Source organism: Oleiharenicola sp. Vm1 (genome assembly GCF_047777955.1).
Lineage (GTDB): Bacteria > Verrucomicrobiota > Verrucomicrobiia > Opitutales > Opitutaceae > Didemnitutus.
The window spans coordinates 636,920-651,532 of sequence record NZ_CP180537.1; the positions used below are offsets into that span (position 1 = coordinate 636,920).

Annotated in this window: 11 protein-coding genes; 6 read left to right on the plus strand and 5 right to left on the minus strand. The window is 70.5% G+C overall.

The window, feature by feature from the left end:
* Window positions 1–2: 2 nt before the first annotated feature.
* Window positions 3–497 (plus strand): hypothetical protein, encoded by a 495-nt coding sequence (locus ACMYLB_RS03655; RefSeq protein WP_415909621.1) that lies wholly within the window; start codon window positions 3–5, stop codon window positions 495–497.
* Between the two features lie 40 nt (window positions 498–537).
* Here ACMYLB_RS03655 and ACMYLB_RS03660 read toward each other — a convergent pair whose 3' ends face one another.
* From ACMYLB_RS03660 to ACMYLB_RS03670, 3 genes are all read right to left on the minus strand, one after another.
* A complete protein-coding gene (locus ACMYLB_RS03660) occupies window positions 538–2,757 on the minus strand; it encodes a protein-disulfide reductase DsbD family protein (RefSeq protein WP_415909622.1) in 2,220 nt (739 codons plus the stop codon).
* 56 nt (window positions 2,758–2,813) lie between these two features.
* Window positions 2,814–3,773, minus strand: coding sequence for a PLP-dependent cysteine synthase family protein (locus ACMYLB_RS03665; RefSeq protein ID WP_415909623.1), 960 nt, complete (start codon window positions 3,771–3,773; stop codon window positions 2,814–2,816).
* 69 nt (window positions 3,774–3,842) lie between these two features.
* Window positions 3,843–4,547 carry a hypothetical protein gene (locus tag ACMYLB_RS03670; protein ID WP_415909624.1) on the minus strand — a complete coding sequence of 235 codons (705 nt, stop codon included), beginning with the start codon at window positions 4,545–4,547 and terminating at the stop codon, window positions 3,843–3,845.
* Between the two features lie 204 nt (window positions 4,548–4,751).
* On the opposite strand from ACMYLB_RS03670, the gene ACMYLB_RS03675 reads away from it, so the two are divergent.
* From ACMYLB_RS03675 to ACMYLB_RS03695, 5 genes are all read left to right on the plus strand, one after another.
* Window positions 4,752–5,279, plus strand: a complete 528-nt coding sequence (locus tag ACMYLB_RS03675; RefSeq protein ID WP_415909625.1) for an RNA polymerase sigma factor — start codon at window positions 4,752–4,754, stop codon at window positions 5,277–5,279.
* Between the two features lie 5 nt (window positions 5,280–5,284).
* Window positions 5,285–6,319: a FecR family protein gene (locus tag ACMYLB_RS03680; protein ID WP_415909626.1), complete on the plus strand. Its 1,035-nt coding sequence runs from the start codon at window positions 5,285–5,287 to the stop codon at window positions 6,317–6,319.
* Between the two features lie 118 nt (window positions 6,320–6,437).
* Window positions 6,438–9,566 carry a TonB-dependent receptor domain-containing protein gene (locus ACMYLB_RS03685; RefSeq protein WP_415909627.1) on the plus strand — a complete coding sequence of 1,043 codons (3,129 nt, stop codon included), beginning with the start codon at window positions 6,438–6,440 and terminating at the stop codon, window positions 9,564–9,566.
* A gap of 64 nt (window positions 9,567–9,630) precedes the next feature.
* Window positions 9,631–10,908: a redoxin family protein gene (locus ACMYLB_RS03690; protein ID WP_415909628.1), complete on the plus strand. Its 1,278-nt coding sequence runs from the start codon at window positions 9,631–9,633 to the stop codon at window positions 10,906–10,908.
* A complete protein-coding gene (locus tag ACMYLB_RS03695; RefSeq protein ID WP_415909629.1) occupies window positions 10,818–12,638 on the plus strand; it encodes a redoxin domain-containing protein in 1,821 nt (606 codons plus the stop codon). Before ACMYLB_RS03690 ends, ACMYLB_RS03695 begins: the two co-directional genes overlap by 91 nt.
* Window positions 12,639–12,982: 344 nt before the next feature.
* Here the strand turns inward: ACMYLB_RS03695 and ACMYLB_RS03700 are convergent, their stop codons facing one another.
* Complete coding sequence (locus ACMYLB_RS03700; protein ID WP_415911028.1) at window positions 12,983–13,687, minus strand: PLP-dependent transferase; 705 nt, start codon at window positions 13,685–13,687, stop codon at window positions 12,983–12,985.
* A complete protein-coding gene (locus ACMYLB_RS03705) occupies window positions 13,624–14,484 on the minus strand; it encodes a hypothetical protein (RefSeq protein WP_415911158.1) in 861 nt (286 codons plus the stop codon). Before ACMYLB_RS03705 ends, ACMYLB_RS03700 begins: the two co-directional genes overlap by 64 nt.
* Window positions 14,485–14,613 lie beyond the last annotated feature (129 nt).

The following is a 14,613-nucleotide window of genomic DNA, read 5'->3' on the forward strand; positions in this document are numbered from 1 at the left end:
CCATGCGCGCGCGTATCCTTCCGATGCTCACTTGCGCGGTGGCGGCGTGGACGCTTGGCGCCCCGCTGCACGCGCGCGTTGGCGAGAAGGCGGCGGAATTGCGCCAGCGGCTCGGCAAGCCCGAGGCGCAGCCGCAGAAGAACATCCTCGTGTGGCTGGTCGAGGAGTCGGCCGGGGCGCTGCTCTACACCGTGACCTTCGATGAAAAGGATGTGTCCATCGCGGAGGGCCTGAAACCGTTTCGCCAGGCGAAGCTGACGGACCAGACCGCGCGCGCCTTCATCGCGGAGCAGCTCAGCGCGCTGCCATCCGACCACAAGGCGCGCGAGCTGAAGACCGGCGAGGCCTACACTTTCGCCGGGGAGAAGTTCACCTGCGGGGCGAACGAGCGCGTCGTCGTCGACGCCGAAAACGGGCTCCTGGTCATCTGGACCATCGCGCCCGCGCCCTCCGTGCTCGCCGTGACGCGCGAGATGGTGGAGCGGACGCGGCGCTGAGCCCCGCGTCCCTTTCCGGCTGCGCCGCGCGTGCGGCGCGTCAGTTCTTTGCGGCCTCGGCCAGCGCGTCGAGGACCTTGCCCGGCGTGAGCAGCTCGGGCAGCACGACCGGGTCCTTCTTGTTCGGGGCGTAGATCAGGTTGAAGGGCACGGCGGAGCGATTCCAGCGGGCGAGCTCGGCGGTGATGAGCGGGTCCTTGTTCGTCCAGTCGCCGCGCAGCAGCACGACGCCCTTCTTGCCGAACTCGGCGAGCACGTCGTCGTTGTGGAAGACGGTCGCCTTGTTCGTCTGGCAGGTGGCGCACCAGCGCGCGGTGAAGTCGACGTAGACGAACTTGCCGGCCTTCTGCGCGGCGGCGATGGCCTCGGGGCTCCATTTCTCCCAGGTGACCTGATAGCCCGCGTGCGCGCCGGCGACGGGCGCGGCGGCGGCGTCTTTCGGCCAGCCGAGCCACAGTCCGCCGGCGAAGAGCGCGAGGGCGGCGAGCTTGCCGACGAGCTGGCGCACGGGCTTGCCGTAGGTCTGGCCGAAGCGGCCGTAGGCCCACGCGGCCATGGCGACGAGGACGAAGCCGAAGGCGATGTTGAGCAGTGCGTAGTCGTCGCCGCTCGTCTGGCCGGCGAGCACCCAGAGCAGCCAGCCGACCGTCGCGTAGAGCGGGAAGGCCATGAACTGTTTGAAGGTCTCCATCCACGCGCCGGGGCGCGGCAGGATCTTGATCGCCTGCGGAAAGATCGAGAGCAGCAGATACGGCAGCGCGAGACCGACGGCGATGGCGGTGAACACGAGCAGGGATTCGACGGGCGAGAGCGTGAGCGCGGCGCCGAGCGCGGGCGCGAGGAAGGGCGCGCTGCAGGGCGTGGCGACGAGCGTGGCGAGCGCGCCGGTGAAGAACGAGCCGGCTAGGCCCTCCTTCGCCTGGAGGTTGGCGCCGGCGCCGGTGGCGCTCAGGCCGACCTCGAAGAGGCCGCTCATGTTGAGCGCGAAGACCAGGAGGAACGTCGCCATGCCGAACACGAAGGCGGGCGACTGCAGCTGGAAGCCCCAGCCGAGCTGCGCGCCGCCGGAGCGAAGCGCCAGCAGCACGCCGGCGAGGCTCCAGAAGGACACCAGCACGCCGGCCGCGAACACGACGCCGTGCTGCACGACCTTGCGCTTGTCGCTGCCGGACTGGTTGACGAAGCCCATGATCTTGATCCCGAGCACCGGGAAGACGCAGGGCATGAGGTTGAGGATCAGGCCGCCGACGAAGGCGAGGAAGAGCGTGCCGAGGAGGGACGCGGGTTGAGAGTTGAGAGTTGAGGGTTGAGAGCCCGAAGCACTGGAGGGCGGCGCTCCGTTGCCGCCGCTTTTCGGTGCAGTCGCGGCTTCATTTTTTGCGGCGGCCTTGGCCGGCTCCTTCACGACGAACAGCTCGTCGATCAGCGCGCCGTGCGAGGCGTAGAGGCCGCCGAAGCCGTTGGCGGCGGTGAGCACGCCCTTGAGGCCGGGCGCGTCGGCCGCGGCGTCCGCGGCGGCGGCCATCTCGAGGACGAAGGTCCGGCCGTCCTTCTTGAAGGTCTGCGGCACGGCATAGTCGACCACGCCGGCCTCGTCGAAGTAGTGCAGCTCGGAAAATTCGTGCGTGTTGCCGTCGGCGCGGGGCGTGATGCGCAGCGTGATCTTCGCGCCGTCGCGTTGGGCGGTGAACGCCCAGTCGGCGGCCTTCGCCGGGACCTCGGCGCGCGCGTTGTTGAAGGCGCGGGCGATCGTCATGTCCGGCTCGGGCTGCTCCGTCTTCACCGGGCGCGTGAGTTCGAGCTGGGCGTCGCCGGGCATGCACGAGTCCTTGCACATGAGCCACTCGGTGGCGGCCTTGAGCGTGACGCTGCTGCCGGGGGCGAGGTCCGCGGGCGGCGTGATCTGGGTGAACAGGAAGATCGTCCCCTCGTAGCCGTTGCCGGTGATCTTGCCGGAGGTGTCCTTCACGGTGTGCGGCGTCGGCCAGACGATCGGGCCGGCGGTGAAGCCCGCGGGCAGCGTCCAGGTGATGGAGGTCGGGTAGCCCGTGCCGGCGTTGATCCAGTAGCTGTGCCAGTGCTCGTCGTGCGTGAGCTTCACCGCGACCCAGAACGGCTGGCCGGGCTGGATCGAGGCCTGGGCCGAGACCAGCTCGGCCACGACGGCGCCGTTGCGGACGGGCTTGGCCGGGGCGGAGGCGGCGGCGACGCAGACGAGGAAGACGCCGAGCGCGGCGTGGAGGAGACGGCGGAGGGTCATCACGGTGAGAGTAGGCGGGACGGGTATTATTTCAAACGACGGACGGGGCTCTGTTCTTAGACGGACGAGCCGGGCGTTTCCGCGAAGAGTTTGGTGGAATAGTAGCGTTCGGCACGGTCGCAGAGGATGGTGACGACCTGTGCGTCCGGCCCGAGCTTCACGGCGGTGCGCAGGGCGGCCACGACGTTGGCGCCCGACGAGGTGCCGACGAGGAAGCCGAAATCGCGCGCCAGGCGGCGCGTCATCGCCAGGGCGTCGGCGCTGGCGACCTTTTCCGGCCAGTCGACCTTCACCCCCTGGAGCAGGGGCGGCAGATAGCCGCCGGCGACGCCCTCGATGCTGTGGCAGCAGGGCGACTCGCCCGAGAGCATGGCGGCCTCGGCCGGCTCCATCGCGACGACCTTGAGCTGCGGGTGCGCGGCGCGCAGGGCGCGGCTGCAGCCGTTGAGCGTGCCGCCGGTGCCGTAGCCGCTGACGAAGGCGTCGATCCGGCCTGGCAGCTGGGCGAGGATCTCGCGGCCGGTGTGGTCGACGTGGTCCTGGGCGTTGAGCGGGTTGGCGAACTGGCGGGGCAGGAAGATGCGCGGGTCGCGGGCGGCCATTTCCTCGGCGATCTCGATGCCGGTGATGTAGCCGCGGTCGGCCTTGAAGAGCTGCAGCTCCGCGCCGAAATGGCGCATGAGGTGGCGGCGCTCGACGGAGGCGCTCTCGCTCATGAGGATCTTCACGCGGTAGCCGAGCGCGGTGCCGACCATGGCCAGCGCGATGCCGGTGTTGCCGCTGGTGCACTCGAGGATGACCGAGTCGGGCCGGAGCAGGCCGCGCTCGCGGGCGTCGAGCAGGATGCAGGCGGCGAGGCGGTCCTTGATCGAGCCGCTGGGGTTGAGGAACTCCGCCTTGGCGTGGAGCGTGACGCCGGCCTCGGGGAAGTGCAGGGGCACGAGCGGGGTGCGACCGATGAGGCCGAACAGCGGCGGGAGCGCCGTGGCCGGGGCAGAGGGAGCATGGGAGTTCATCGCGCGAGCGGCCAACCTAGCAGATTGGCGGTCGCGGAACCATAGGCCGTTGGGGCCACGCTCGTCGAGTCAACCGGTGCGCTCTCGCGCGGTCATGAGCGAGAACAGGATCACCCAGAAGCAGTTCACCAGCGAGCACAGCGGCAGCTGGAGGGCGAGCGGCAGGGCGTAGACGCAGCTCACCGCGGGGATCCACACCGCCCAGACGGCGATCATCACCGGCAGGACGCGCCGGTAATACCAGCGCGGCGAGCGGAGGTCCGCCCGCGGCACCGCCCAGTTCCACCCCGCGTCCTTCCAGGCGTAGACGAGCACGGCAATGGGCGCCGCGAACAGCGGGTTGTAGACGAACTGATCGACGGCGACCTTGGGCAGGATGGAGGCCAGCTCGGGGCCGTCGCCGAACATCAGCGCCTGCGCGCGGTAGAAGACGTCGACCTCGATCCCCTTGTAGGCCCAGAACAGGACGAAGAACGCGCCGTGCCGCGCCGGATGCATGGCCCGCGTCGCGGGATGGAAGTGCAGGTAAAGGAACGGGATGAGCCCGGCGCACAGCGCCTGCGCGGTCGCGGCGTAGGCCCAGCCCCAGCGGGTGCGGAACTCCGCCACGCCGTCGAGCCACGTCCGCACCGTCGGCATGTGGTAGTAGCTGGTGACCACCATCGCCGCCGCCGACACGAGCACGAGGCCGGGCAGCGTGAGGCGCCGGGCGCTGTCCAGGCCGACGCGCCACGGCGGCTCCGGCAGGATCGTTTCGGTGGCGCAGGTGGACATAGGGACCGCCAGCAGAAACCACCCCCGCCGGTCCGGCGAGCGCGAAGCGCTGCGCCTTTCGGTCAATCATTAGCCTCCGGGGACTGCCAAGACGAACGGCCCGCGCGCTTCCATTAGCGCCGGGCGGAAAAATTTCACCCGTTCGTTTCCAAGCTGGACTCACCCCGCCCGCCCGCATGGGGTGGCGCCGGTCCCTCTCCGTCCTTGCCCGAGAACAACGACGAGCTCTCGCGTTGGTTTGCGGCTGAAGTGCAGCCGCACGAGCCGGCGTTGCGCGCCTGGCTGCGCAGCCAGTTCCCTCAGCTGCCCGATCCGGACGACCTCGTGCAGGAAACCTTCGCCCGCGTGCTCCGCGCCCGCGAGCGCGGCGAGGTGCGCACCGCGCGGGCGCTGCTCTTCACCACCGCCCGGCACCTCGCGATCGATTGGGCGCGCCGGAACCGCCTCGTCGCCTTCGAGCCCATAACGGAAACCGAGGCCTCGCCCGTCTACGACGAGGGGAGGGGAGTCGCCGAAAGCGCCGCCCATCGCCAGGAACTCGAAATCTTGACTCACGCCATCCAGTCGCTGCCCGACCGCTGCCGCCAGGTGCTCACCTTGCGCAAGATCTACGGCTTGTCCCAGAAGGAGATCGCGGCGCAGCTCGGCATTTCCGAGCACACCGTCGAGGTGCAGGTGGCCAACGGCATGCGCCGCTGCACGGAATATCTCGCCCGCCACGGCCTGCCCTGAACCCCATGCGCCCCCCGTCGGAATCCACCCCTGCTTCCCCGCTGCCCGAGGCGGTCGTCGCGGCCGCGTCGGCCTGGCTCGCGCGGCGCGACCGCGGCTTCACGCCGGCCGAGCAGGATGGCTACCTGCAGTGGCTGCGCGAGGACGAGCGCCACGGCGCCGCCGTTGCCCGCCTGGAAAAGGCCTGGGGTGCGCTCGACCTCCTCGCCGAGTGGCGGCCCGAGCACAGCCAGAAGCCGAATCCCGACCTCCTGGCCGTGCCGCACCGGCGCTTCTGGCGCCGCACCTCCGCGCTGCTCGCGCTCGCCGCGGCCATTGCGGTGGCGTTCGTGCTCTTCAAGCCCTTCGGCGCCGCGCCGGCGACGGTGCAGGTCGCCCGCTCCTCCGAGCTGCGCACCCTGGCCGACGGCTCCGTGGTCGAGCTGAACAAGGACGCCGAGATCTCCGTCGACTACTCCGCCACCGAGCGGAACATCAAGCTGCTCCGGGGCGAGGCCTACTTCACCGTGGCGAAGAATCCCGACCGCCCCTTCATCGTCACCGCCGGCGGCGTGCGCGTGCGCGCGGTCGGCACGGTGTTCAACGTCCGCCTGAAGGGCGACGACGTCGACGTGCTCGTCACCGAGGGCAAGGTCCGCATCGACCCGCCGAAGCCCGAGGAGCCCGAGCTCAAGGGCGCGCTCAACGCCGCCATGGTCGGCGCGCGCGAGCGCACCACCGTCAACGCCGCCGTCCCCACGCCGCTGGCGCCCGAGGTCGTGGAGGCGACGACGGACGAGATCGAATCCGCGCTCTCCTGGCAGGGCATGCGCATCCGGTTCCGCGACACGCCGCTCGACGAGGCCGTGGCCGAGTTCAACCGCTACAACAGCGAGACCCGCATCGTCGTCGCCGACCGCCGCATCGCGAAGATCCCGCTGCGGGGGAATTTCCGCGCCGACAACGCCGACGCCTTCGTCCGCCTCATGCAGGAGATGCTGGGCGTGCACGCGGACCTGGAGGACGGCCGCTACGTCCTGCGCGCCACCGCGCAGCACTGAGTCATAAGCGGGCGCCGCGCGGGAAATTTTCCCGCGGTGCTAATGGAAACGACGGCGCGGGTCGTCGTCCTTCTTGTCCGGGCGCCCCTTACCCATCCCGGTCACCTCTCACACACCTATGAACACACCGAGCTCGTTCCCCTGGTTGCGCCGGCTCCGCGCCGCAACCTTTCTCGCCTCGCTCGCCCTGTCGACCCTCAGCCCCGCCGCCGAGGCGGCGAAGAAGACCTACGCCATCCCCGCCGGCGCCGCCGCGGAGGCCCTCGCCGCGTTCACCGAGCAATCGGGCGAACAGATCGTCTATCCCGTGGACGTCGTGCGCGGCGTCCGCACCAACGCCGTGCAGGGCCAGCTCTCCGCCCGCGCCGCCCTCGAGCAGCTCGTCGCCGGCACTGACCTCGTCGTCGTCCAGGACGCGAGCACCGGCGCCCTCGGCCTGCGCCGCGCGAGCGACAAGCCCGCGCCCGGCACGCGGGTGATGGACCTGCAGCCCGCGGTGAAGCTCCAGGAGTATCGCGTGCTCGGCTCGCGCATCCGCCAGACGGATGCCGAGGGCCCGACGCCCGTCAGCAGTTACGACCTCAATTACATCCGCTCCAGCGGCGCGCTCACCCTGGCGGACTTCCTGAAGACCCTGCCGCAAAACTACACCGGCGTGCCCTCCGGCCGTTCCAGCGCCCCGAACGAGCTCAACCCGGAGTCCGGACTCTTCACCGAAAGCTCCACGCCGACGTGGAATCTCATCACGAACAATTTTGACACCCCGCTCGGCCAGACCGGCGTCTCCGGCATCAGCCTCCGCGGCCTGGGCTCGGGCTCGACGCTCGTGCTCGTCGACGGCCGCCGCGCGCTCCAGTCCGGCGCCGGCAATCGCGGCAGCTCGACGCAGCAGGGCTTCGTCGACCTGAACACCATCCCGCTCGGCATGGTCGAGCGCATCGAGATGATCACCGACGGCGCCTCCTCCCTCTACGGCGCCGACGCCGTCGCCGGCGTGATCAACATCATCCTCAAGAAGGACTGGCAGGGCAATGAGCTGACCGGCACCTTCAAGGGCGCCGAGCACGGCGGCGGCCGGGAGCGCTCGCTCTCGCTTACCTCCGGCTTCACGGCCGGCAAGCTCCGCGGCACCGTCAACGTCAGCTACTACGATCGCGCCGCGCTCAAGGCCAGCCAGCGCCGTTTCTCCAAGAACCAGGACCACCGCGCCATCGTCGCCGGCTACGATGCCACCGGCGCCCCGGTCTACGGCCGCGATCGCCGCCTCAACTGGGGCTACCCCGCCGTCGTCATGGCGCGCCTCGGCACGCTCGCCGGCCTGACCGACCCGAACGGCAACCCCACGCGCTTCGCCATGCTGCGCTCCGGCGTCACCGGCACGCCCACGCTGGCGGATTTCGTCGGCGTCACCGCGACGACCGCCTCCGGCCTGCAGAAAGGCAGCACCGCCGCCTTCGACGACCTCATCCCCGCCAGCGAGCGCTACAGCGTCGGCGGCAACTTCAACTACACCGTCAACGAGCACCTCGAGCTCTATGCGCGCTACTCCTTCAGCGACACGCGCAGCAAGACCGACACGCAGCCCGGCGTCACCGGCGCGGCGACCTCGTCCGGCTTCGGCAACTTCGCCAGCGTCGTGCCCGCCGCCTACAACCCGTTTGGCCAGGACATCGCGGTCGGCATGATGCACCCGGAGTTCGGCTCCGTCTGGCAGCGCGTGCACACGCAGGCGCACAACTTCCTCGTCGGCGCCACCGGCTCGGTCGGCCGGACGTGGCGCTGGGACGCGGGCCTGAACTACCAGGAGCAGGACGTCTTCCAGCTCACCCGCAACTTCAACGGCGCCGCCATCACCGCCGCGCTCAGCAACGCCGACACCTCGCTGCGGCTGAACCCGTTCATCGATGCGCGCGTGGCCGGCGTCACCCAGGACGCGGCCTACGAGCGCCTGGCGATCTACCCGGCCGTGGCCAGCGGCAGCCAGGGCACCAGCTTCGACTTCAGCGCCGACGGCTCGCTCTTCGACATCTGGGGCGGCCCCGTGCAGCTCGCGGCCGGCGGCTCCTACTCGCGCTTCGAGAACGACAGCACCGCGACCAACTACTCGATCGCCGCCACGCCGGTCGTCACCACCACCACCGTGGCCGGCGCGCGGCAGAGCTTCGCCGCCTTCTCCGAGCTCAACGTCCCGCTCTTCGGCAAGCCCAACGCCCGGACGCTGCTCCGCCGCCTCGACCTGAACGTGTCCGCGCGCTACGAGGACCAGGACTCCGCCGGCCACACCACCGTGCCGAAGTTCGGCGCCTCCTGGGCCCCGTTCCAGTCCGTGCTGCTGCGCGCCAGCTATTCCGAGGGCTACCGCGCCCCCGCGCTCACGGAGTATCAGACCGCCAACACCACCGGCACCGCGAGCGGCATCATCGACCCGCGCCGCAACGAGACCTACAGCGTCACGGTCACCCGCGGCTCGAACGCCAGCGTGAAGCCCGAGACCTCGAGCACCACCTTCTACGGCCTGGTTTACGAGCCGGCCTTCGCCAAGGGCCTCAACCTCCAGGTGAACTACTACCGCACCGTCCAGCAGGACGTCATCCAGGTGCCGTCCGCGCAGACGATCGTGAGCAACGAGGCGCTCTTCCCCGGCCGCATCGTCCGCGCCGCCTCCGCCGACGCGCTGCCCGGCCGCATCTCGACGGTCGACATCACCTACGCCAACTTCGGCGACGTGCGCAACGAGAGCCTCGACTTCGTCGTCGACTACACGCTGCCCTGGGAGCAGCTCGGCCGCTGGCGCGTGACCGCCAACGCCTCCCACGTGCTCGCCGCCGAGCGCAACCTCCGCCCCGGCGTCCCGCTCGCGGACGACAACGGCGACACCTACAGCCCGCCCGACTGGAACTTCATCACCTCGCTCTTCTGGAACCGCGGCGCGTGGAGCGGCTCCGCCTTCGCCACCTACCTCAGCGGCTTCAACACCAACTCCGGCGGCAACATCTGGACCAACAACACCGCCATCGTTTCCAGCATCTATCCGTCCGTCTGGAAACTCGATCTGCGCGGCGGCTACGAGTTCAAGAACGGCGTCTGGCGCGGCCGCGGCAAGAATCTCCGCATCCAGGCCGGCATCAGCAACGTCTTCGACAAGGAGCCGCCGTTCGCCGACAACATGTATGGCTACAACGGCTCGCTCCACAGCCAGTGGGTGCTCGGCCGCAGCTACGAGATCTCCTTCGTGCTGCCGTTCTGATCCCCGTTCCCTTCCGCCGCCGCGGCCCTCCGCGGCGGCGGATTTTCCCTCCTCCCATTTCCCTATGAAGTTCCTCCCCCTCCTCGCCTGCGTCGGGCTCTGCGTCTCCCTCGGCGCGCAGACTCCGGCCGCCGCGCCCGCCACCGTCGCCCCTTCCGCGCCCTCCACCCACGCCGGCCCGAAACCCGGTGAAGTCGCTCCCGACTTCACCGTCGTCGGCCCCGACGGGAAGGAGCTCCGGCTCTCCGATCTCCGCGGCAAGCTCGTGCTCGTCGACATCTGGGCGACCTGGTGCGGACCGTGCATCGCCTCGATGCCGCACAACAGCGAGTTCGCCGAGAAATACGCCGCCCAGGACCTCGTCGTCCTCGCCGTCTGCGCCGACGACTCGCGCGCCAACTACGAGGGCTGGGTGAAGCGCAACGGCGCCAAATACAAGTTCCGCACCGCGCACGACCCCGCCGGCAAGGACGGCTGGGCCGGGTCGGTCTTCAACACGCAGTATGGCGTCACCGGCTTCCCGACGCTCTTCCTCATCGGCCGGGACGGCCGCCTCATCGGCACCACCGGCGGCGGCGGCAACGCCGTCAACCCGAACGTCCTCCGCCTCCTCGCCAAGGGCGGCCTGCCGGTCGACCTCAGCGGCCTGCCGCCCGAGGAGGCGAACCGCCCGCAGTCGATCCCCATGATCGCCAAGACGGCGGCCACGGCCGTCGCCAATCCCACGCTCCGCTTCGCCAACATGGCCGCGGGCGAGACCGTGCCGGACTTCTCCACCACCGACGCGGCGGGCAAGACCGTCAAGCTCTCCGATTTCCGCGGCAAGACCGTGTTCATCAATTTCTGGACCGGCCCCCGCAACCCGCCGGACGACGTCGCGAAGATCGCCGCCGCCTACCAGTCGCCGAACCTCGCGGTCTGGGCCATCAACACCGCCACCGACCGCGCCGAGTTCGAGAAGTGGGCGAAGGAGGCCGCCGCGCCGGGCTACACCGTGTCGTGGGACCCCGCCGGCAAGGCGATGATGGAGGCCGCCTCCTACATGATCTTCGGCGCCGGCATGTATCCGGCCTACTGCGTCGTCGGCCCCGACGGCAAACTCGTCGGCGGCATCATCGGCATGGGCCCGCGCGTCAGCGGCTGGCTGCGCGAGATCCTCCAGCGCGCCGAGGTGAAGCTCGCCGCCGCCGACAAGGCGCTGATCGAGCAGACGCTCGCCGCCGCCCGCGCCAACCCCCGGCCTCCGTCCCGATGGGCGGCGGCCTCCTTCCCGCCGCGAAGACGGCCGCGCCGGGCAGCGTGGCCGCGGCCGCCATCCAGCCGAAGGGCGGCGCCGGCATGACCCCCGCGCAGCGCATCCCCACGCTCGGGGCGGGCGCCGTCGCGCCGGACTTCGTCATGCAGGACGTCGCCGGCCGCACGGTGAAGCTCTCCGACTTCAAGGACAAGGTCGTCATCCTCGATTTCTGGGCCACGTGGTGCGGACCGTGCATCGCCTCGTTCCCGCACACGCAGAAGATCGCCGCGAAATACAAGGACCAGGGCGTCGTCGTCCTCGCCTCCGGCACCAGCGACACCATCGCCAAGTTCAAGGAGTGGATCCCGAAGCACCAGCCGAAGTATGCGGACATCCAGTTCTTCTTCGACCCGAACGAGCGCGGCAGCGCCACCTTCGAGCAGCGCGCCTCCAACCTTCTCTACCACGTCGTCGGCATCCCGACGCAGTTCGTCATCGGCCGCGACGGCAAGATCGCCGCGACCATCGTGGGCAACGGCGGCGAGGACGACGCCCGCACCGAGGCCGCGCTGGCCAGCGTCGGTGTGAAGGTCGACGACGCGATCGCCGCCAAGGGCAAGGAACAGCTCGCCAAGTCCGCCGCGGAGGAGAAGGCCCGCGCCGCCGCCGCCGTCGACGCGGAAAAGAACCCGCGTCCGCCCTTCTACGAAAACCTGGGCAAGCTCCAGGCCGGCGACCCCGTCCCGGACATCGACGTGCTCAAGCTCGACGGCTCGACCGCCAAGCTCGCCGCCCTGCTGCAGGGTCACGCGACCGTCGTCGGCGTCTGGAGCGGCGGCCACGGCCCGGGCGACGAGTTCCTCGCCGCCTGGAAGGCGTGGGGCGAGAAATATCCGAACGTCACCTTCCTCGGCGTCGGCGGCTACGCCGCGCTCGACGCCGTGCAGAAGTGGCAGGCGGAAAACGCCGCCAAGTTCGCCGGCACGCTCGTCGCCGATCCGGCCGGCGCGCCGCCGCGCCCCGCCAAGGAGATGGACGAACTCACCGACGAGGAGCGCGCCGCCTTCCGCAAGGCGTCGTCGGAGCACTTCGGGAAGATTTTCACCTTCAAGCTCGGCGGCGCCATGACCCCGATCCCGACCACTATCGTGTTCGACGCTTCCGGCCGGCTCGCCGGCTGGAGCGCGGGCTTCGGCGCCCGCTACGGCGAGACCCTCGGCAACCTCCTGCTCCGCGCCGGCGTGAAACTCGCCGCCGCCGACATGCCGGCGAAAGTCTGGACCAAGGACGACGTCGCCGCCGCCACGCCCAAGCCCGAGCCGAAGGTCGCGATGGTCAAGGTCGGCGCCACCGCGCCGGACTTCGTTTCGCAGACGCTCGACGGCAAGGCCGTGAAGCTCTCCGACCTCCGCGGCAAGGTCGTCGTGCTCGACTTCTGGGCGACCTGGTGCGGCCCGTGCATGGCCTCGATGCCGCACACGCAGGAAGTCGCCGCCCACTACAAGGACCAGGGCGTCGTCGTGCTCGCCAACTGCACCAGCGACACCCGGGCCAAGTTCGAGCAGTGGGTGAAAGCCAATCAGGAAAAATATCCCGACATGCTGTGGACGCACGATGCCGCCGAACGCGGGCCGCAGCGCGTGTCGCACGCGCTCTACGGTGTGAACGGCATCCCCTGCCAGTTCGTCATCGATCGCGAGGGCAAGGTCGTCGACATCGTCGTCGGCTACCTGAAGGGCGAGTCGATCCTCGAGGCCGCCCTGTCCAAGGCCGGCGTCAACGTCGATCCCGCGCTCGTCGCCAAGGGCGCCGCCGACCTCAAGCGCCGCGGCTGAGCCGCCGGAGCGCTGCGCAAAATGGACCGAAAGGCCCATGGCGCCGCGCTCCCGAGGCTGCTACACTTCGTAGCGTTGTAATGTGTGTGTGGAAGCCCGCACCTCGCCTAGCGGGGGCGGGCTTCACTTTGCCGCCGCCACGGTGTGGCCGCGGTAGGGGCCGTTGCCCTCAACGGCCCTGGACTTTCCCCGGCGGCCGCCCGCCCGGTTTCCCGCTGGCCCGCAAGGCCAGGCCGAGTGAGCTTCGCACACGGTCCGGACGCCGGCGCCGCAAGCGCGGTCCGACCCTGCCTTTCAGGAAGTCCCATCATCCGGCGCGACTCAATGATCCGTCCGCCGCACCCTCAGTCCAGCGCGGCACGGAGCGCCGCGATGATCTCGGTCGCGGATTCCGTCCCGATCGAGAGGCGCAGCAGGTCCGCCGGCAGGCCGGCCTCCCGCAGCACCGCGCCGCTGCTGCGCGCCGGCAGCAGGTCGTAGTGGGCGAGGTAGACGTAGGGGCAGATCAGGGTCGTCGCCATGCCGAAGCTCGGCCCCTTCGGCAGCTCCAGCCGGTCGTAGAACTCCGCCAGCGGCCGGCGCAGCGTGAAGGAGACGACGGCTCCGACTGACTCCGGCGTGCGCGCGAGCTTCGCGTAGTTGGCACCCGTGGCGTCCTGGCCGGACCACCACACGCGCTCGACGCGCGGATGCCGCTCGAGAAACGAGACCACCAGCGGCGTCGTGGCGTTGATGCGGCGCACCACGTCCGGCGCCGTGCGGATCTCGGCGGCGAGCCGGGCGAGGTCGCGCGGGTAGAGGGCGTCGAGTTCGTCCCCGATCGTGGTGCGCAGGAGGTCGGCGTCCGGTCCGGCCGGGTTGACCACCGCGGCGCCGACCATCACGTCGCCCTCGTGCGAGGCGTATTTTGTCAGGCTGAAGGCCGCGATGTCCGCGTGCGGCAGCACGTCGACGTTGAACGGCGAGGCGATGGCCGGGTCCGCGATCACGCGCGCCCCGTGCCGGTGCGCGAGCGCCTTGATGGCGGCGAGGTCGCCGGTCTGGAGCAGGGGTTGGTCGGCGCCTCGGTGATGACGCCGGCGATGCGCGGGCCGTGCGCGGCGAAGAGCCTCTCCAGCGCCGCGAGGTCCGTGACGTCGTGCTGCACCAGGTGGTCGCGCGCCGGATCGGGCGTGAATTTCTTCAGCAGGGCGATCGTGTCGAGGTAGAGCCAGCCGAGCTGCACCCAGGCGGTGCGGCCGCGCGCCGCCTGCGCGCGCGCGATGGCGCGGAAGGCCGCATGCATCGCGCCCATGCCGCTGCCGGCGAGGAAGAGGTCGCGGCCGCTCGCGCCGGCGAACAGCGGCAGGAGCTGGCGCTCGACCTCTGCGCGCGCGTCGCCGGAATGAACGGCCTCCGGTGCAGCCGCGGCCCGGCGGCCGAGGCGCACCAGCGCGTCCTCCGCCCCGCGGGAACTGAGCAGGCCACCGGTGTGCTGGAGCCAGAGCTTGGCGCGCTGCGCGAGTTCGGGCTCGGCGGCGTGTAATACGACGGCGACCCCGGCGTGCGCCGTCGCGCGCGCGCGGCCGGCGCCGAGCTGCGCCACCAGCGCGGCGGCGGCGCGGGCGGTGAGGACGGGCCAGAGCTGCTCGCCCGGCCGGGCGACCTCGGCGGCGAGCGTGCGCGTCAGCTCCTGCACGAGCGGGTGCACCGCGAAGCGCGGGTAGCCCGCCCGCATCGCCTCGAGCACGCGGGCGTCGCGCTCCTCGTAGCCGATCACGTCGGCCATCGTCGGCAGGCTGCACGAGACGGAATGCAACGAGCCGGGGATCGGCGTGCCGAGGGGAAGGGGACGAAAAACGGACATGGCGCGATTCGCGCCCAAGCCGCGCGGCGCGGCAACACGGGGGCCGGTCACCGTCGCGGTTTCCATGTCATATCCCGAATGGGCCGACCGGCCCACGAGCTATGACTTGGAGTTACGTTGAGAGCCGGC

Coding starts and splice junctions, on each gene's coding strand:
- ACMYLB_RS03680 (WP_415909626.1), top strand. CDS start 5,285: ATGCGCCCCCCGTCGGAATCCACCCCTGCTTCCCCGCTGCCCGAGGCG.
- ACMYLB_RS03660 (WP_415909622.1), bottom strand. CDS start 2,757: ATGACCCTCCGCCGTCTCCTCCACGCCGCGCTCGGCGTCTTCCTCGTC.
- ACMYLB_RS03655 (WP_415909621.1), top strand. CDS start 3: ATGCGCGCGCGTATCCTTCCGATGCTCACTTGCGCGGTGGCGGCGTGG.
- ACMYLB_RS03705 (WP_415911158.1), bottom strand. CDS start 14,484: ATGTCCGTTTTTCGTCCCCTTCCCCTCGGCACGCCGATCCCCGGCTCG.
- ACMYLB_RS03685 (WP_415909627.1), top strand. CDS start 6,438: ATGAACACACCGAGCTCGTTCCCCTGGTTGCGCCGGCTCCGCGCCGCA.
- ACMYLB_RS03665 (WP_415909623.1), bottom strand. CDS start 3,773: ATGAACTCCCATGCTCCCTCTGCCCCGGCCACGGCGCTCCCGCCGCTG.
- ACMYLB_RS03670 (WP_415909624.1), bottom strand. CDS start 4,547: ATGTCCACCTGCGCCACCGAAACGATCCTGCCGGAGCCGCCGTGGCGC.
- ACMYLB_RS03695 (WP_415909629.1), top strand. CDS start 10,818: ATGGGCGGCGGCCTCCTTCCCGCCGCGAAGACGGCCGCGCCGGGCAGC.
- ACMYLB_RS03690 (WP_415909628.1), top strand. CDS start 9,631: ATGAAGTTCCTCCCCCTCCTCGCCTGCGTCGGGCTCTGCGTCTCCCTC.